An 18,362-nucleotide genomic window follows, 5' to 3' on the forward strand; every position below is an offset into this window, starting at 1 on the left:
CCAGCGGGAACAGCGCGAAGGTGGCGAGCTGCACCACCAGGTGCAGCTGCCAGCGGGTCGCGCTCTCCAGCAGCCGCCGGGTGGCGAGCGACACGCCATAGAGGAAGAAGATGACGCCGATCCCCCAGGTCGCCGCGCGGTCCGCGTGGAGAAAGCCCCCGGTCACCCCCGGCTGCGGCCAGACCAGGGCAAGCACAACAACCGCCACAAGGGCAGGAAGAAACGGGTCAATCTTGATGCGCACGAACGTTGACCTTGGAAAATGGGAACGGGAGCGGCCCCGGCGAGGAGAATAGATCGGATCCGGGGCGGGAAATCATGCGATGGCGTGCGCCGGTCACCCCTTGCGATGCGGCTCGCCCAGGGTGTGCATCAGCCGGTTGGCCCAGCCGAAGATGGCGACCGCATGAATGAGATCCACGATCTCCAGATCGCTCAGCCCCATGTTGCGCAGATGATGGAGGTGATAGCTCGTCACTGACATGGGATCGGTGGTGATGTCCACCGCGAAGTCGAACAGCGCCTGTTCCTCAAGGGGTAGGTCAGCCTTGGCGCCGTTCTCGAAGATTTCGGCGACGATCTCGGGCTTGCGCGCCTGCTGGATATAGCGCGCCGCATGCACAGACGCACAGAAGACGCAATGATTGACCACCGAGGCCCCCAGCGCCCCAAGCTCACGACCGGCGCGGGAAAGACCGCCCTCGCCATACATGATCTCGTTGAACAAGGGCGTGCGCTCGCGCAGCATGTCCGGCTCGTGGGCCAGCACCAGGACATAGGGCGAAACGCCCTTGTTCGAGGGCGTCACCTTCATGGCGTCAAGCTGCTCGGGGGTCGCGCCGGCAAGGTCGACGGGGATGATATGGGGGCGCCAGTCCAGCGGATCGGTGGTGAAATCAAGAACCGGATCTTGCATCTCAGTGGCCCTGCATCTCAATGGTCCCGCAGCAGTCGAAGGCCCGCGACGAGCACGATCTGATAGTTCACGAACGCGATGAGGCCCGAGAGCGCGACGATGTCGCGCTCATCCAGCCCACTCGCTTTCAGGGCCTCGATATCGGCCCGCGTCGCGCTTTTCGGCTTCAGGGTCACGAGGTCGGCGTGGCGCAGCACGGCAGCCAGCCGCCCGGCGGGCGCGGGCGGGGACCATGCAGGGTCCGCCAGGGCCGCTTCCGCCTCCCCGCCCCCTTCGGCCACCATCCGGGCACGATAATGGGTGGCGAGCTCCTCGCAGCGCCACGCGGCGGCCATGCGCGCGGCCAGGGCCGCCCGCTCGGCGCGAGAGAAGTTGCACGGCTCCTCGGGCTCGAGAGCGGCGGCGTAGCTGGTCTGCGACAGATGCTTCAGCATCGGCCGCAGCCCGCGCAGTTCCGGGATCGGCGAGGAGGGCGTGAGACCGAGAACGCTCTCGATCACATCGCCATTCTGACGGGCGTACATGGGATCTCCCTTCGCGGTGCCGGCCGCCATCACTGGGGCGCGGCCTCGGCGTGGCCCGGCGGTGTCCAGTTGCGGCCGGGAACCGCCCCGATCAGCATCTGGGTGTAAGGGTGGCGCGGGTTTTCGAGGATGTCGCTCGCCCGGCCAGCTTCCACCATCTCGCCGTTCTTCATCACGATCAGCTCATCCGTCACCTGCGCCGCCACGCGCAGATCATGGGTGATGAACAGCACTGAAAGGCCGAGCCGCTGGCGCAGGCTTTCCAGGAGATCCAGCACCTGCGCCTGCACCGACACGTCCAGCGCCGAGACCGCCTCGTCGGCAATCAGCACCTGCGGTTCGGGGGCGAGCGCCCGAGCGAGGCCGATGCGCTGGCGCTGGCCACCGGAGAATTCGTGCGGATAACGGCTCACCGCCTCCGGATCGAGGCCCACCATCTCGAACAGCAGCCGGGTGCGGTCCATGGCCTTGCCGCGATCGACGCCGCGGGCCACCAGCCCCTGCGCCACCAGCTCTCCCACCCGGCGGCGCGGATTGAGCGAGGCGAAGGGATCCTGGAACACCATCTGCACCTTCTGGCTCTCCCGCCGCCACTGGCGCGCGGACAGGGCCAGAAGGTCTTCCGAACCCAGCGTCACGCTGCCGGTATCGGCCGCGATGAGGCGGGCGACGCAGCGGGCGGTGGTGGACTTGCCGGACCCGCTCTCACCGACGATGCCCAAGGTTGCGCCACGCCGCAGCTCGAACGACACGTCGCGCACCGCATGGGTCACGCGGCCCTTGCCGAACAGGGTCTTGCGCCCATAGGTCTTGGACAGGCCGCTCACCCGCAACAGCACCTCGTTGTCACACGGCGGGCGCGCGGTGGGCTTCAGCGGCGGCACGGCGGCGATGAGGCTCTGGGTATAGGGATGCTGCGGATTGTTGAGGATCTCGCTGGCGGGGCCCTGCTCCACCACCTTACCCCACTGCATCACCGCGACCCGGTCGGCGATCTCCGCCACCACGCCGAAATCGTGGGTGATGAAGAGCACCCCGGTGCCCTTGCGCTTCTGCAGGTCGCGGATCAGCTTCAGGATCTGCGCCTGGGTGGTCACGTCGAGGGCGGTGGTGGGCTCGTCGGCGATCAGCACCGCCGGTTCAAGCGCCAGCGCCATGGCGATCATGGCCCGCTGGCGCTGGCCGCCCGACAGCTCATGGGGAAACGCCTTGGCGGCCGCCACGGGATCGGGGATCAGCACCTCGCTGAGCAGCTCCTGCACCCGCTTGGCGGTCTCCGTCCGCGTCAGCTTGGTGTGGACGCGGAACACTTCGCCGATCTGGTCGCCGATGGTGCGCAGCGGGTTCAGGGCCGTCATCGGCTCCTGAAAGATCATGCCAATCCGGGAGCCCCGGATTTCGCGCATGGCGGGCTCCGGGAGGGAGAACAGCTCCTGGCCGTCCAGCCGGGCCTGCCCGGCCTGGATACGCACCGAGGGGGGCAGCAGGCGCATGATGGCCCGACCGGTGGTGGATTTACCGGAACCGCTTTCGCCCACCAGGCACAGGATCTCGTTCGAGCCCAGGGTCAGCGAGACGTTGTCCAGAGCGAGCGGCCGGTCGGCGCCCTTGGGCAGGGCGACGGAGAGGCCTTCGACGGCGAGACGATGGCTCATTGTTCATCCAGTCGAGGATTGAGGGCGTCGTTCAGTCCCTGTCCGACCAGAGACACGGCGAGAACGGTCAGCAGGATGGCGAAGCCGGGAATGGCGCTCACATACCATTCCGAGCGGAGCACGGAGCGGCCCAGGCCCACCAGATTGCCCCAGGAGGGCACGTTGGGGTCGGAGAGGTTGAGGAAGGCCAGGGAGCTTTCCAGCAGGATCGAGGTGGCCATCACCACGCTGGCATAGACGATCACCGGCGGCAGGGCGTTGGGCAGGATCTCGCCAAAGATCAGGCGGGTGTCGCTGAGCCCCGAGAGGCGGGCGGCCTCCACGAACTCGCGATTTCGAAGGGTCATGAACTCCGCCCGTGTCAATCGCGCTGGTGCGGGCCAGGAGACGACGCCGATGGCGATCACCACCATCTCGATGCGCGAGCCGAACACTGCGATGAGCAGCAGCAGCAGCAGAAAGTTGGGCAGGGTCTGGAAGGCATCGGTGATGCGCATCAGCACCTCATCCACCAGCCCGCCATAATAGCCGGCCACCGCGCCCACCAGGATGCCGACCGCAATGGCCAGCGAGGTGGCCACCACGCCGATGAGCAGCGAGATGCGGGCGCCGTAGAAGATCTGGGCGGCGATGTCGCGGCCCATATTGTCGGTGCCCAGCCAGAAACGCGGGTTGGCCATGGGCCATTGCAGGGGCCGGCCCGCCAGGGACAGCGGATTGCGGGGAAAGAGGAAATCCGCGCTGAGCGCCAGCAGCACTACGGCCACCAGCAACACCAGCCCCATCACCGCCGACGAATTGCGGAAGTAACGCTTGAAGGCGGGCATGGATCAGTTTCCTTTCCCGCGGATACGCGGATCGAGGCGGGCATAGATCAGGTCCACCGCGAAGTTGACCAGGATCACCAGCAAAGCCGAAATAAAGACGATGCCGAGCAAGGTATTCAGGTCGCGCTGCACCACAGATTCGTAGGCGAGGCGCCCCAGGCCCGGCAGGGTGAACACGCTTTCCACCACCACAGCGCCACCGAGCATGGTGCCGGCATGCAGGCCGATCAGCGTGACCAGCGGCAGCAGCGCGTTGCGCAGGATGTGTCGGGTCACGATGGAAGTTTCGTCCACACCCTTGGCCCGCGCCGTGCGCACGAAATCGAGCGTCGACACCTCCAGCATGGAAGCACGCATGATCCTGAGATAGGTGGCGAGGAAGATGAGGCTCAAGGTGATGGTGGGCAGCACCATGTGGTAGGCGATGTCCGCCGCCCGCCCCCAAGCCGAATATTCGACGCCGATCTCCTCGAAGCCGCCGGCCGGCAACCAGCCGAGCTTGATGGAGAAGATCACCACCGCCATCAGACCCAGCCAGAAGGCGGGCGTGGCGTAAAACAGCATGCCGAGGGTGGAAATGAGCGTGTCCTGCCAGCGATGCACATAACGCGAGGCGATGACGCCCAGAACAACGCCACCCAAGGACGCGAGGGTAAGGGACGAGGCCATGAGCAGCAGGGTGACGGGCAGCCGCTCGAAGATGACATCGGCAACCGGCTTGCCATAGATGGCCGAATAACCGAGATCCAGATGCACCAGCCGCACGAGATAGTCGGCAAGCTGGATCCAGGCCGGCGTATCGACACCGTAATGCTGGCGCAGGGTTTCGATCATCTTGGCGTCGCCGCCGCCCATCTGGGCGAGAAGCGCGTCCACCGTGTCGCCGGGGGCGAGTTGCAGCAGGCCAAAGACGCCCACCAGGATAATCAGAAGGCTCGGCAGGCTGATGGCCAGACGCCGCAGCGCGAAACTCAACAGTTGCATGGGGGGCGTCCCAAGGCTGGTCCGGGCGCCGCCGAAGCGGCGCCCGGATCGTTTCACAGATAGAGGTCGTGCCAGGAGCTGGAGGGCCAGCGCGGCGTATTATTGTCGTTCTGCAGCTTGACGCTGGCGGCGGTGGTGAACAGGCGCTCGGTGGCGAACCACACCGGCAGCTCCTCATTCACCATCTGCACGAACTTGGCGTACAGTGCCTTGCGCTTGACGGGATCGATCTCGGACGCCGCCTCGTCGATCAGCTTGTCGAGGGCCTCGGACTTGTAGCCGAACTGGTTGGTCCAGGGCGCACCCTTCGGGCTACCGGAGCGGAACCACACCGTGGTGGAAACCGCCGGATCGCCGCGATACTGGTGCCAGCCGGTGGCCAGATCGAAGTTCCATTCCTTGTAGATGGTCGCCAGCGCGCCCGCATTGTCGAGCTGCACCACGTCCACCTTGATGCCCACTTCCGCCAGCGACTGCTGGATGTAGGTGCCGAACAGCGGAACATCTTCCGCGTTCTGCACAGGCACCAGGCGCAGGGTGAAGCGATTGCCGTCGGCGCCGCGCTTGTAACCGGCCTCGTCCAGCAGCGCCTCGGCCTTCTTGCGATCGAACGGATAAGGGAAGGTGCCGCCGGGATAGAAGGCCTTCGACACCGAGGGGATCGGGCCGGTGGCCACCTTGCCGTTGCCATAGAGGAAGTTCTCGATGAAGAACTCGACGTCGATGGCATGGGCAATGGCGCGGCGCACCCGCACGTCCGCCAGCTCCTTGCGGCGGTGGTTGAACTCGACCGTGTTGTTGAACGGGTTCGCCTCGTTGCCACGGGTGCCGACGGAGAAGCGCGGATCCTTCTTCAGGCGATCGAGATCAGCGAGCGAGAGCTGGTTATAAGCGGAAAGCTGGACCGCACCGGTTTCCATCGCCGCGGCGGCCGCCGACTTGTCGGTGATGAAGCGCCAGGCGATGCGGTCCACATAGGGCTGGTCCTTGCGCCAGTAATTCGGGTTGCGCTCGGCGATGATGTACTGGCCGCGCTGGTATTCCACGAACTTGAACGGGCCGGTGCCGATGGGCGCGGTATTGGCGGGATTGTCGAGCGGGTTCGTGCCCTCATACAGGTGGCGCGGCACCAGATAGCCCAGGTCCACCATGGCGCGCAGAAGCAGATCCAGCGGCATGGGGCGAGAATAGCGGAAGATGGCCGTACGGTCGTCCGGCGTATCCACCGCGTCCAGGTAAAGCTGAAGCTGGGTGCCGTAGTTCTGGTACTTCTTCCAGAGCTGCATGGCATTGTACTGCACGTCGGCGGACGTCAGCGGCTTGCCGTCGTGCCAGGTCACGCCTTCGCGCAGCTTGAAAGTCACGCTCTTGCCGTCGGGCGCGGCCTCCCAGGATTCGGCCAGCACCGGGACGATGGAGCCGTCTTCCCCGAGATCCACCAGCGCTTCCACGATCTTGCCGGTGACGATGAACACCGAGGTCGAGGCACGGATGGCCGGATTCAGGATGCGCTGCTCGGCGCCGAGCTGAACTGTCAGCACCCCTCCCTTCGTAGGCGTGCTTTCGGCCGCGAAGACGCCCTTCGGGAGCACGCCCGCAAGGGCCGCCGCCGAAACGGAGGCAAGAAGGGTACGGCGAGACAAGTTCATGGCTTCCACCTCATTTGGTGCCGGACGCGACCGGCGCGCGGAGAACTCTGACCCCGACTTCCAGGATGCTTGAGGCGGCCCAGGGCCCGCCCCGATCACGCGCCGCAACCCCAATCCGGGACAGCGGCGCTTGGTGTTCACGGTCACCCCGACCTGCGCCGGCTGCGGAAGCAGCCGAGGCGGAAGAGCCCGCAACGCTGTCGATTATTCTGAATTCAGGATCGAATTCAATACCGTATTTTACAGCTTCGACGCTTTTTTACGCTTCCGCAGATATGCACATATCTTGTCCAACCTGCCCATAAAGTACGCTTTTTGCAGTGCAGTCATGATGAGCCTTGCAGCACATTGAGCAAACCTCACGCGCATTTTCCCGCCCCGTGGGCCTATGAATGGAAGATGCAGCCCTCGCCGGGCCCTGCGCGCGCAAGCGAATCCGCGCCAAAGGTCGGCACAGGTGGGGGGGAGAGAAGGCGTCGTCACGGGAGCGGGAAGCAGTCGCCCCGGCCGCCGCACGACTGCACTGCAGCATGAAATGACGGAATGAGGGGTGAAGCCGCCCAGGTGACGCCGCAGCGCGCTTTCAGCCGCGTGGAGCGGGAGGGGCAGGCGGTCAACAGACGCGCGGGGATCGGACCCGGGCGCCGGTGACAATCTCGCGTGGCGCGTCAGCGGAAACGGCTGGGGTCGAATCCGTCCAGCGGGATCTCGGTCTTGCGGCCCTCGATGAGGTCCGGCATCAAGCGGCCGGTCCGGGCCGAGGCGACCAGCCCCACATGGCCATGGCCGAAGGCATAGATCACGTCCGCGGAACGGCGCGAACGGCCGATACAGGCACGCCCGTCCGCCATCGCGGGGCGGTGGCCCAGCCAGAACTTCGCGCCGGACAGATCGAGGCGAGGATAAAGCCGGGCCAGATGGGCCTTGAGGATCTCGGCGCGTCGCCAGTCGGGCGCGGCGTCCACGCTGGCAATCTCCACCTGCCCGGCCACGCGCAGGCCGCACTCCATCTCATGCACGACAATCTTGCCGTCGGACGCCATGAAGCTGGAGGTGAGCCCCACCGAGGCGCCCTCGACCATGACATGGTAGCCACGCTCGCTTTCCAGCGGCATGGGATCCCCGAGCCGGACCGTCAACGGCTTGGAGCGCGCGCCGGCGGCGATCACCACGCGATCGCATGGCACCTCACCCCGGTCGGTGATCACCGCGCGCAGGCGATCGGCCTCAAAGCGAAAATCGCGTGCGGCGGCTTCCAGCACCTGCGCACCGCGCGCACGCGCCAACCCGGCGAGCGCGGCCACATAGGCGCCCGGATCGCGGCAGCGCCCTGCCCCTTCCACCATGCGGGCCACGGTGTAGCGCTCCGGCAGGGCGGGAACCTCGCGATGCAGCGCCTCGCCCGACAGCTCCCGCCACCGGATGCCCACGCTGGAGCGGATGGCCCAGCCCCGGTTTTCCGCCGCGAAGGCCGCCTGGTCCGGATAAGCGTGCAGCACGCCGCCGGGGGCAATGAGGTGGGACACCCCGGCTTCTGCCGCCAATGCGCTGTGCAGCGCCAGCGTATCCTGGAGCAGCGGCTGGAGAATGCCCGCCGTCCTGGTGATGCGCTCGAAGGTGGAGCCCGCCAGCAGCGAGCGCAGCAGCCAGGGGGCCACGCGCGGCAGATAGGGCCAGCGGATGGCGAGGGGACCCAGCGGGTCCAGCAGGAACCGGGGCACCTTCTTCCACATGCCCGGCGTGGAGGTCGGGATCACCGACTGGCAGGAGAGCCAGCCGGCATTGCCGTAGCTCGCCGCCTGCTCACCCCCCGGCCGGCCGGGCTCGATGAGCGTGACCCGATACCCCGCCCTGAGCAGCTCGATGGCGCTGATGACGCCCACCGCGCCCGCGCCGATCACGGCGACATGAAGAGACATGATGGCACCCCGGAACAGGAATCAGCCGACCTCGGCCACGACCTCGATTTCCACCAGCACGTCACGCGGCAGGCGGGCGACCTCCACGCACGAGCGGGCCGGCGCGTGGCTGCCGAAGGCCTCGGCATAAACCGCGTTGAACTTGGCGAAATCAGCCATGTTCTTGATGAAGACGGTGGACTTCACCACCTTGTCCAGCGCGCTGCCCGCCCCCGCCAGCACGGCACGCAGGTTGGCGAAGACCTGCCGGGTCTGTTCCTCGATCTCAGTGCCCACCACCTCGCCAGCGAGGTTCAGCGGGATCTGCCCGGACGAATAGAAATAGCCGCCGCTGACGATGCCCTGGGAATAGGGGCCAATGGCGGCGGGAGCGCTCTCAGTCTTCACGATCTTCATGGAGGTCTTCCTCTTGGAAGCCGGGCCACGACCCGGCGAAACGATAATCGTCAGGCCCCTTCAGGGCCGGCACCGGTGACCATGTGGTGGGCGCAGACATAGCCCCAGCTCATGAAGGGGCCGAGCGTGGTGCCCGCCCCCACCCCGCGGGTGCCGATGGGATTGGCCATGGACGCCCCCGCGCAATAAAGCCCTTCCACCACCGAGCCGTCCGCCCGCAGCGCCTGCCCGAAGGCATTGGTGCGCGGGCCGCCCTTGGTGGTCATGATGGAGCGGTCGAACCGCAGGGCGATGAAGGGCGCCTTCACGATGGGCGAGAGGCCGAGCCGCTTGCGCTTATCGGCCTTCTGGTGGGCGCGGGTCTGGCCGCGTCCGAAATCGAGATCCACCCCGCCCGCGCACAGAGCGTTGTAGCGCTCCACGGTCGCCTTCAGCGTCGCCGGCGCGAGGCCGATCTTGCCGGCCAGTTCCTCGATGGTGCGCGCCTTCACCATCCAGCCGGGAACCAGCCGCGCGAAATGGCGCACCAAAGGCGCGATGGAGAGATAGGTCGCATCGGTGATGACATGGGCCGGCAGGTGCCGGGGGCGGCCGTCCGCGTCGTATTCGTTGAGGCACTCGCCGATATTCATGGCGAGTTCGTCGACGAACCGGCGCCCCTCGCGGTTCACGACGATGGCGTTGGGCTCGGCATGATAGGGCACCGGCATGCCATGCACGGCGCCATGATAGCGCTTGGGAATGGCGGCGGTGACATTGGCCTCGTCCATGCGGGCCAGCTCCACGCCGATGGCTTCCGCCATCCGGTGCCCGTCGCCGGCATTGCCCTGGGGCGGGCCGAAGAATTGCAGCGGCCCCGGCAGATAGCGGGCCATCATCTCCGCATTCCACTCGAAGCCGCCGGTGGCGATCAGCGTCGCCCGCGCCGCGCGCATGGGGCGCCGGCCGGCGGGCCCCTCGATGATGGCGCCGGTGACGCGCCCGCCTTCCTCTATCAGCTCCACGCCGCGCGCGTTCAGCTCGAACCGACAGCCATGGTCCAGGCAGCCGCGCACCAGCCCGATCATCAGCGCCGTGCCCTTGCCGGCCGACAGCGTGAGCAGGCGGGGCAGAAGGCGGGGCAGCAGCTTCATCGTGGTGGAGACGGGCTTGTGATAAAGGTCCGTCTCCAGCACCTCATGATAGGTGAACACCTCCGGCAGCGTGGACCCGCGCACCCTGAAGGCCAGATGGCGCGCCGCGAGGCGGCTGATGGGCCGCGGCGACACCATGCGCCCCACAGCCCGCGCGCCGGGATGTGCGGCATAAGGGTCCGGCTCCCCGGTCAGGCGGAAGCGCAGCGGCGTGCGCTCCTCGATCATGCGCAGCATATGCGGGCCGGCCAGCACCATGTTGCGCCACTGCTCCGGCTCGCGGATGTGGTCGGGCGACACCGAGGCGATGTAGCCGATGGCGTCCTCCACATCGTCGGCAATGCCGGCGGCGCGGGCGAGGTGGTTGGCGGGAACCCAGATCCCCCCCGCCGACATGGCGCTGGCGCCGCCCAGAAGGGCGGTCTTCTCACACACCAGAACCTTGAGCCCCGACGCGGCCGCATGGAGCGCCGCCGTGAGGGCGGCGCAGCCCGAGCCGAGCACGAGAACGTCGCAATCGGCGCCAGTTCCTGAGGTTTGCACGTTCGCCACCTGCTCGCTCGCCACCTGCTCGCCCACGCCGCTCGCGTTCAACCCACCACGGCCTGGCCGTCCCGGCGCGGATCGCTGGCGGCGGCGTAGCCCTCCACCGACGGGTCGCCCATGCGCCAGATGAACTGGCCGGCGCCGAAGTCCTGGTAGGAATCGTCCAGGATCGCCGCCTCATGCCCCAATGCGGTGAGGCCGGCGAGAAGGGCCGGATCGGTGCCCTGCTCGATATTGATGGCCATGCCCCGGTCGAAGCGCCAGCGCGGCGCGTCGCAGGCCGCCTGCGGGTTCTGGCCGAAGTCCAGCATGCGCACGAGGGTCTGCACATGGCCCTGGGGCTGCATGTTGCCGCCCATCACGCCGAAGCTCATCACCGGCTGGCCGTCCTTGGTGACGAAGCCGGGAATGATGGTGTGGAACGGCCGCTTGTGCGGCGCCACCACATTAGGATGGCCCTCATTCAAGCTGAATCCGAAGCCCCTGTTCTGGAGCGAGAGGCCCCATTCCGGCAGCACCACGCCGGAGCCGAAGCCCATGTAATTGCTCTGGATGAAGCTGACCATCATGCCCGAGGCGTCGGCCGCCGCGAGATAGATGGTGCCGCCCTTCACCGGATTGCCCGGCGCGAACGGCTGGGCGCGGCGCGGGTCGATGAGACGGGCGCGGGAGGCGAGATAATCGGCATCCAGCATGTCCTTCGTCGGGATCGCGGCGGCGGCGGGGTCGGCCACGTAGCGATAGACGTCGGCGAAAGCCAGCTTGATGGCCTCGATCTGGAGGTGCTGCGCCTCCACCCCGTCCACAGCCATGGACGGCAAATCGAAATTGGAGAGGATGCCCAACGCCATCAAGGCGGTGATGCCCTGCCCGTTGGGCGGGATCTCATGCACCGTATAGCCGCGATAGGGCATGGAGATGGGCTCGACCCATTCCGGCGCATAGGCGGCCATGTCGGCGGCCTTCAGCGCCCCGCCATGGGCACGGGCGTTCATTTCCAGCGCTTCCGCGATCTCACCGCCATAGAGCGCCTTGCCCTTGGTTTCAGCAATGCGGCGCAGGGCACGCGCGGCGCCCGGCAGGCGGAAGTGCTCGCCCACGCGCGGCGCGCGCCCGGCGGGCAGGAACGCCTCACTGAAGCCCGGCTGGCCGACCAGGTCCGGCAGGGTCGCGGCCGCCGCCCACTTGTGCTGCACATTGGTGGAAACGAGCCAGCCCGCCTCCGCGATCTCGATGGCGGGGGCCAGGAGGTCGGCAAAGGGCAGCCGCCCGAAGCGCTCCGACAGTGCCACCCAGGAGGCCACCGCACCCGGCACGGTCACCGAATCCCAGCCCCTCTTGGGGGGCGTGGCGGTGTCCTCACCGTACTTGCCGCGGAAATAATCGGGCGTCCACGCGGCCGGGGCGAAGCCGGAAGCGTTGAGGCCATGCAGGCGCTTGCCGTCCCACAGGATACAGAAGGCGTCCGAGCCCAGGCCGTTGCTGCAGGGCTCCACCAGCGTCATGACGGCAGCCGCCGCAATGGCGGCATCCACCGCATTGCCGCCGCGCCACAGCATCTGCAATCCCGCCTGCGCGGCGCGCGGATGGGAGGTGGACACCACATTGTTGCCGAACACGGGCAGGCGCCGTGAGGGATAGCCTGCCGTCCAGTCGAAGGTTCCGTGCATGATCATGTTCCGAGGCAGGGCGGCCTAGGGCCTGGTTCCGAAAACGGCGTCGAGACGGGCCGCGTAGGGGGAGACGTCGAGCCCGCTTTCGGCAAGCCAACGGTCGTCATAAAGGGTGGAGCGATAGCGCTCGCCGGAATCGCAAAGCAGCGTCACGATGGAGCCGCCCTCGCCGCGCGCCTCCATTTCACCGATCAGATCGAGGCAGGCGGAAATATTGGTGCCCGTCGATCCGCCGCAGGACCGGCCCGTGATGCTGGAAATCTTGCGCGCGGCCGCGATGCTCGCCGCATCCGGCACCGCGATCATGCGATCCACCAGGTTGGGGTTGAAGGAGGGCTCCACCTCAGTGCGGCCGATGCCTTCGATCACGCTTTTGCAGGCGTCGACCCGCCGCACCGAACGATCCGCATAATAGCGATGGAACACCGAGGCGGCCGGATCGGCCACGCACAGGCGCGTGGACAGCTTGCGATAGCGGATGTAGCGGCCGATGGTGGTGGCCGTGCCGCCGGTGCCCGCGCCGCACACGATCCAAGTGGGCACGGGATAGATCTCGCGGGTCATCTGGCTGAAGATGGAATCCGCGATGTTGTTGTTACCGCGCCAGTCGGTGGCGCGCTCGGCGAAGGTGAACTGGTCCATGTAATGGCCGTTCAGGTCGCGCGCGAGATCGCGTGCCGCCTGCGAGGTGTTCCAGCCGTCGATCAGATGGGGCTCGCCGCCCTGGAACGAGATCGCGGCCACCTTCTCGGGCGAGGTCGAGCGCGGCATGACCGCCAGAAAGCGCAGGCCCAGCAGCCGGGCGAAATAGGCCTCCGAAATGGCGGTGGAGCCCGACGACGACTCGATGATTGTCGTATCCGGCCCGATCCAGCCATTGCACAAGGCGTATAGAAACAGGGAGCGCGCCAGCCGGTGCTTGAGGCTGCCCGTGGGGTGGCTCGATTCATCCTTGAGGTACAAGGTGATGGCCGGATTGTTCGGCAGCGGAACGCGAATGAGATGCGTGTCGGCCGAGCGATTGATATCGCCCTCGATGCGGCTCACCGCCTCGGCCACCCACTCCCGGTTCCGCGCGCCCGGGCGGCTTTCGCAAGCGCCCTGGCCCGGCTGCGGCTCCGGCGCGCGCTGGGGGACGGACTGATTCATGACGGGCTCCGTGCAGAATTGGCGATGCAAAGAAATTCGAGGTGAAAAGCCGGCAGGGCCAGGGTGGCCACATCCGGGCCATGGCGGTGCCAGACGGCCGCGGGAAGCCCCTGCGCCCGCCGCTCGATCTCATCGAGCGCTGCGAAGATGAGCTCGGCTGTGACGAAGCGGGCCTTTTCGCCCTTGCGAACCACCAGATCCGCATTGGGCAGCGGCACCCGCCAGCCGGCGGCGCCGGGCACCACCTGGCTTCCCGCCACGGCGGCATAGCGCTCGGCCATCCGGTCCGCATCGGGGCTTTCAATGATGACGCGGCCGATGCCGCAATAGCCGTTGGCATGGACCAGCCATTCCGGCCGCCACACCAGATCGGGCGTCATGTGCTGGCAGAAATAGGTGCGCCCCGCCGGCAGGAATCCCGGCGCCATGCGCACGGTGCGGAAGGCCACATCGCGTTCAACGCCATCCACCACCAGCGGCCGCGAGAAGGCCAAAGGCTCCAGCGCCGGCAGGCCCGCACCCGAGAGGCGCGCGAAGGTGTCCTCCGCCGTGTCGCTGGCGAAGACGAGGCCGCTGATGCCCAGCGGACTGTCCAGCACCTCCTGGCGCTGCAAGCCCGTCTCAGGCACGCCGACCAGTTCAAGATAGGAATCGCGCGACACCATCAGGTGGTTGATGGAGCCCAGGGAATGATGCCCCCGCGGCGTCAGCGTGAAGCCGAGCGCCGCAAACGCCGCCTCCGCCGCATCCATGTCCTTCAGCACATTGATGACAAGGTGATCGAGCGCGCTCGCCCCGGCCTGCTGCCCGCGTCCCAGATCCGGACTTTGAATGGACATTCGGCCTTCTCCTTGATGGTCGAGGGGAACTTTGCGACAGCTTCGCCGGGCGGGACAGGGCGACGCAACAGGTATCGGCCGCGCTGTCGATTATTCTGAATTCAGGTCGAAATGCAATACCGTATATCGACATTGCCATGCGCTCCACGCCGCCCGAGAGGCGGCTGGAGGAAGCGCTCCGAGGGGCAGACTTTGCGGCACCCTGCTGCGGCAAAGGGGCGAACGGTTGCTGTTTCCTGATTTGCGCGGTACTCTGTATGCTAAGCAGCATACAAAGCGACAGGGAAAGCGACAGCCGATGAGCGTAGACGCGGACGGCTCGGAAAGCATTGTCGACAGGGTCTACGCCGAGCTCCGCTCGCGTGCGATCAGCTTCGACTTCAAGCCCGGTGAACGCCTGAACGAGGGCGATCTCGCCAAGGGGCTCGGCGTGTCGCGCACGCCCCTGCGCGAGGCGTTGAACCGCCTGAACACCGAGGGGTTCCTGCGATTCTCGCCGGGGCGCGGCTTCTTCTGCCGCGAGCTGGACGCGCAGGAGATCTTCGATCTTTATGAGCTGCGCAAGTCGCTGGAGGTGGCCGCCGTGCGCATCTCCGCCGAGCGGGCTTCCGATGGGCAGATCGACTCGCTCTTGTCCTGGCTCAATTCCGCTTTGCCCTCGACCGACCTGGACACGCCCAAGCTGCTGGAGCTCGACGAGGAGTTTCACGAGCGGCTGATGGCCCTGTGCGGCAATGCCGAGATGCTGCGGGTGCTGCGCAACGTGAATGCCCGCATCCATTTCGTTCGCCAGACGGACATGACCAGCGCCAACCGCTCCTCCACCCAGCAGGAGCACCGCGTTGTCGTGGAGCATCTCAAGAGGCGCGACGGCCAAAGCGCCGCCCTGGTGCTCTCCCAGCACATCGACCGCCGGATCGACCGCATCAACGCCGCGATCAAGGAAGGCTACGCGCAGATCTACATGGCCAGCAACGCCCGGCGCAGCTGAACGCACCGCGCGCTTGCGCCCGGCCCCATGACGGGGCCGCCATTTGGAAGCGCATCGCAGCCCGAAGCTTGCGCCCTCAAGCCCTCCGCGGACGGGGGCATGGGCCCGCGAAACAGCATGCCCCTGAACCTCTCGGCGAGGCAGCAAGGCGCGCTGACGGATCGCCATGTCGCTTGATCGAGTCCAGGTTGAAGGAATAGGATCACGTTACCAACGGTGATCCTTTCCACTGCCGGCAGCGCCTTGAAAAGGCGCGTCATCCAGCGGGAACGGGCCGCCACGGCGTTCCCCTGTTGCACGGAATCCGGGACATGGCTTCGCGACTTGAGCTGACACGCTTTCGGGGCGCGCCCTCCCCGCCCTTCCGCCCGCAAAAACTTTAAAATCGGGAGCATTCAGCATCGCCCGGAAGACGACCGGCGAGTTTTGCTGTTCCGATCCCATCCCAGATGATTAGTGGCGGCGGCACATGGCGTCCAGGACGAGTGAAACCCTCTACCCGCTGCTTTTCGGGACGCCGAACCAGGTGCTGACCCGCTCCATCCTGCAGATGCAGGATCAGATGCAGCGGGCCATGGGATGGGCAGCCGAATACGACGCCATCGGCGAGCGGGCCGCTTTTGCCACGCAGCAATCGTCCCTCGTCGTCAATGGGTTGAGGATCAGTGCCCTTGCCCACACGTCCATTCGCACCCGAGTGGATCCGACGAATTCTCCTTCTTCATGCCGGTGGATGGCGGCCCTATTCAATCGCAGGTGAATGGGGAAAGCATCCGCTGCGAGCCCGCGAAGGCCGCACTGCTGGCACCGGAGGGCGAGCGGATCGGCATCGGCGGCTCGCGCTCCATCGTGGTCGCGACCCTCGACAAGCTGCGTCTGCTGGCCACGGCCCGCACCATGCTTGGCGGCGACGACGTGCGGCTGGATCTGCAGCAGCCCACGGTGATGCCGCTGAGCGCCGGCAAGATGAATTTCAATCTTCGGCTGCGCAGCACCTGCAGCGCCCTCGATGCCTGCCGGATGAACGGACAGGCCGCCGCGGCCATGGCGCTCGACGACGTGTTCTATCGCACGCTCTGCGCCATGCTGCTCCACGCGCGCTTGTTTCCGGAAGAGGCCCGGTCGCCCGGCGCCAGCGTGGATGGGGGCCTGGGCCTGGCGTGCCAATACATCGTGGCCCATCTCGCCGAGCGCCTCAGCATGACCGACCTGGAGCAGATCAGCGGACTTTAGGCCCGGGCCCTGCAATATGCCTTTCAGCGACGCTTCGGCTGCACCCCAGTAACCTGGATCCGCAACGAGCGCCTGAACGCCGCGCGTGAGCGCCTGCTTGCGGCCGGCGAGCAGGCGACGGTCACCGACGTCGCGCTTGCCTTCGGCTTCTCCAATTTGGGGAATTTCTCGAAATATTACTCGGACAAGTTCGGCGAATACCTCTCGCAGACCTTGAGTTCAGCCCGCGGCAAGCCGTGATATCACGAACAGACGCAAGGGGCCGGTGAAGTGGCAGCTCCGCCGGCCCCTGTCTTGTCGTCAGCCCGTGCTCAGTTCAGAGTGGAGGCAGGCGCGCCATCGCCGGCCGTGGCGCGTTCCATCAGCGTGAGCCAGCTCCCCTGCGAAGCAAGGTGCAGGACGATGAGGTCCAGCCAACCCTTGGCATGAAACTCCGCGACCACATCCGCGGGCAGGGCCCGAAAGGTGGGCTCGTCGATGAGGCGGAAGCCCTGCACCACCTGCTCCGCGCCATTGGGGTGCTTGATCCGCGCGGAACGCTCCGCCAGCAGGCCATGGGCCACCAGCGCGGCGGCGAAGGCGCGGGTGCGCTCATATTCCACCGCGTATGCGTCGCAGAAGGCCATGGCAGCACTGCCCACCTGGGTGGGCTTGCCGTCAGCCGTAAACAGCCGGTCCGCCCCGTCGCGGGCCGCATCCGCGCTCACGCGCGAGGAGGTGGCGTCGAGCCCGAGCATGGTGGCGCCGCCCGCTTCCGGCGCCATGCTGATGAAGGGATAGCGCCGCACATAGCCGGGCACATAGGTGCCCGCGGTCCAGTTCCCCTGCGGATCGACGAACAGGTTCCGCCCCATAGTAAGGCCCGTCACCGCCAGCGGCATGGCGCCTTCATTGCTGGCGAAAACGATGGGGTAATGCCGCTGCGCCTGCGCGAACTCAGTAGCGACCAGCGGAATCGCGGTGGCTTCCGCCGCAAACCCGAAGGTGACCTCGGGCCGCAGCCCGAACTGCCCATGCTCCTTGAAATTCAAGAGCACGGGAGACTGGTAGAACAGGGGGCTCGACGTCGGCGTGGCGCTGGAAGGGGTTGCGGCCATCGGATTGCCTTTTGCTTCAGCGGAAGGTGAAAAACGGCATCTCAAGACTTCAGGCTGGCGTCAAGTGCCGCTCCAAAACCTTTGAACGAGATCGGCAACGTCAACGTGCGCCGCGCACCATTCTCAAAAGTGAAGTTGCCCGGCTCGCTGGCGGCGCGCAATTGCTGAAGGGCGGCCGCATCCAGGGGCGCCTCGGCGAAGCAGCTTTGCAGGCACTTCTTGAATTCAAGCTGGATCGGCTTCGCCTTGTCGTCGACCTGCACCTTTACGCCCGCCGGCAGCCACACGCCCGGCGGCAGTTGAATGACGAGGCTGACGGGCCCCTTCGGATCGGCGCGGCCGACGGCGATGCTCGCCACTGTGCCCTGGCCTTGCATCTGCAGGTTCTGGGCGATCTCGCAAACGCGCCCACTGCCCTGCCCGCCGCCCTCCTGGGTCACGCAGCGCAACACCCAGTCCCGATAGGTGGCCGTGGTGGCGCCCGGCTGGGAGGGCTGGGCGCCGGCGGCGGGCGCGGGCGGTGCTGCCGGCTTCTGCTGCGCCATGGCGGATCCGGCGGAAAGAAGGGACAGGCCCAGCACGCCGGCCACCCGGAAAAGCGAACATCTCATCTTGAAATTTCCATCCTTGCCAAGGCATTGCCCGAAGCCACCGCGATGGCGTGCAGCGGGCGAATGCGTCAAACCCCAAAGCGTTTCCGAGCATCGCTGGGGCTAGCTCGTGCGAAGGACCCGCGTAAAAGCATTGACGGCCTCTCTACTTCCATCAACGAAGCTGAAGCCGCCTAAGCCGAGGCCGGCCGCTGGCATCATGTGTCCAGCGGCCGGCCTT

19 protein-coding genes are annotated in these 18,362 nt (G+C 66.7%); 4 read left to right on the forward strand and 15 right to left on the reverse strand.

Features of this window, described 5'->3' with window-relative positions; translation table 11 throughout:
- The 13 genes from L0966_RS15610 to L0966_RS15670 form a co-directional block, all read right to left on the reverse strand.
- The coding region (locus L0966_RS15610; protein ID WP_234052889.1) for a bile acid:sodium symporter at positions 1-244 on the reverse strand (244 nt) is incomplete at its 3' end.
- A 93-nt stretch (positions 245-337) separates the two neighbouring features.
- A complete protein-coding gene (locus L0966_RS15615; RefSeq protein WP_234052890.1) occupies positions 338-916 on the reverse strand; it encodes a peroxidase-related enzyme in 579 nt (192 codons plus the stop codon).
- A gap of 17 nt (positions 917-933) precedes the next feature.
- Positions 934-1,440, reverse strand: coding sequence for a CMD domain protein (locus tag L0966_RS15620; RefSeq protein ID WP_234052891.1), 507 nt, complete (start codon positions 1,438-1,440; stop codon positions 934-936).
- 29 nt (positions 1,441-1,469) lie between these two features.
- Positions 1,470-3,095, reverse strand: a complete 1,626-nt coding sequence (locus L0966_RS15625; protein WP_234052892.1) for an ABC transporter ATP-binding protein — start codon at positions 3,093-3,095, stop codon at positions 1,470-1,472.
- On the reverse strand, positions 3,092-3,922 hold the full coding sequence (locus L0966_RS15630; protein WP_234052893.1) for an ABC transporter permease: 831 nt from the start codon (positions 3,920-3,922) through the stop codon (positions 3,092-3,094). Before L0966_RS15630 ends, L0966_RS15625 begins: the two co-directional genes overlap by 4 nt.
- A 3-nt stretch (positions 3,923-3,925) precedes the next feature.
- The gene (locus L0966_RS15635) at positions 3,926-4,906 is read right to left on the reverse strand and encodes an ABC transporter permease (RefSeq protein ID WP_234052894.1); all 981 of its coding nucleotides are present in this window, start codon (positions 4,904-4,906) and stop codon (positions 3,926-3,928) included.
- Positions 4,907-4,959: 53 nt separating this feature from the next.
- Positions 4,960-6,555, reverse strand: a complete 1,596-nt coding sequence (locus tag L0966_RS15640) for an ABC transporter substrate-binding protein (RefSeq protein ID WP_234052895.1) — start codon at positions 6,553-6,555, stop codon at positions 4,960-4,962.
- A gap of 668 nt (positions 6,556-7,223) precedes the next feature.
- Positions 7,224-8,474 carry an FAD-binding oxidoreductase gene (locus L0966_RS15645; protein WP_234052896.1) on the reverse strand — a complete coding sequence of 417 codons (1,251 nt, stop codon included), beginning with the start codon at positions 8,472-8,474 and terminating at the stop codon, positions 7,224-7,226.
- Between the two features lie 21 nt (positions 8,475-8,495).
- On the reverse strand, positions 8,496-8,870 hold the full coding sequence (locus L0966_RS15650) for a RidA family protein (RefSeq protein ID WP_234052897.1): 375 nt from the start codon (positions 8,868-8,870) through the stop codon (positions 8,496-8,498).
- Between the two features lie 50 nt (positions 8,871-8,920).
- Positions 8,921-10,597, reverse strand: a complete 1,677-nt coding sequence (locus tag L0966_RS15655; protein ID WP_234052898.1) for an FAD-dependent oxidoreductase — start codon at positions 10,595-10,597, stop codon at positions 8,921-8,923.
- Positions 10,594-12,219 carry a gamma-glutamyltransferase family protein gene (locus L0966_RS15660; protein WP_234052899.1) on the reverse strand — a complete coding sequence of 542 codons (1,626 nt, stop codon included), beginning with the start codon at positions 12,217-12,219 and terminating at the stop codon, positions 10,594-10,596. The genes L0966_RS15655 and L0966_RS15660 overlap by 4 nt, the downstream gene beginning before the upstream one ends.
- Positions 12,220-12,243: 24 nt before the next feature.
- Positions 12,244-13,371 (reverse strand): PLP-dependent cysteine synthase family protein, encoded by a 1,128-nt coding sequence (locus L0966_RS15665; protein ID WP_234052900.1) that lies wholly within the window; start codon positions 13,369-13,371, stop codon positions 12,244-12,246.
- Positions 13,368-14,210, reverse strand: a complete 843-nt coding sequence (locus tag L0966_RS15670) for a VOC family protein (RefSeq protein WP_234052901.1) — start codon at positions 14,208-14,210, stop codon at positions 13,368-13,370. The genes L0966_RS15665 and L0966_RS15670 overlap by 4 nt, the downstream gene beginning before the upstream one ends.
- Positions 14,211-14,508: 298 nt before the next feature.
- On the opposite strand from L0966_RS15670, the gene L0966_RS15675 reads away from it, so the two are divergent.
- From L0966_RS15675 to L0966_RS15690, 4 genes are all read left to right on the forward strand, one after another.
- A complete protein-coding gene (locus L0966_RS15675) occupies positions 14,509-15,201 on the forward strand; it encodes a GntR family transcriptional regulator (protein WP_234052902.1) in 693 nt (230 codons plus the stop codon).
- A 469-nt stretch (positions 15,202-15,670) separates the two neighbouring features.
- Entirely contained in the window at positions 15,671-15,961 is a 291-nt protein-coding gene (locus L0966_RS15680; protein WP_234052903.1) for a hypothetical protein, read from the forward strand.
- Entirely contained in the window at positions 15,925-16,434 is a 510-nt protein-coding gene (locus L0966_RS15685; RefSeq protein WP_234052904.1) for a hypothetical protein, read from the forward strand. Before L0966_RS15680 ends, L0966_RS15685 begins: the two co-directional genes overlap by 37 nt.
- A 57-nt stretch (positions 16,435-16,491) precedes the next feature.
- Positions 16,492-16,674 (forward strand): helix-turn-helix domain-containing protein, encoded by a 183-nt coding sequence (locus L0966_RS15690; RefSeq protein ID WP_234053078.1) that lies wholly within the window; start codon positions 16,492-16,494, stop codon positions 16,672-16,674.
- A gap of 71 nt (positions 16,675-16,745) precedes the next feature.
- On the opposite strand, the gene L0966_RS15695 is transcribed toward L0966_RS15690, so the two are convergent.
- Together L0966_RS15695 and L0966_RS15700 are read right to left on the reverse strand one after the other, a co-directional pair.
- Positions 16,746-17,531 carry a SapC family protein gene (locus L0966_RS15695; protein ID WP_234052905.1) on the reverse strand — a complete coding sequence of 262 codons (786 nt, stop codon included), beginning with the start codon at positions 17,529-17,531 and terminating at the stop codon, positions 16,746-16,748.
- Between the two features lie 41 nt (positions 17,532-17,572).
- Entirely contained in the window at positions 17,573-18,142 is a 570-nt protein-coding gene (locus tag L0966_RS15700) for an invasion associated locus B family protein (RefSeq protein WP_234052906.1), read from the reverse strand.
- Between the last annotated feature and the right edge of the window lie 220 nt (positions 18,143-18,362).

The sequence above is a fragment of the Xanthobacter sp. NM-59 genome (genome assembly GCF_021401125.1).
Lineage (GTDB): Bacteria > Pseudomonadota > Alphaproteobacteria > Rhizobiales > Xanthobacteraceae > Xanthobacter.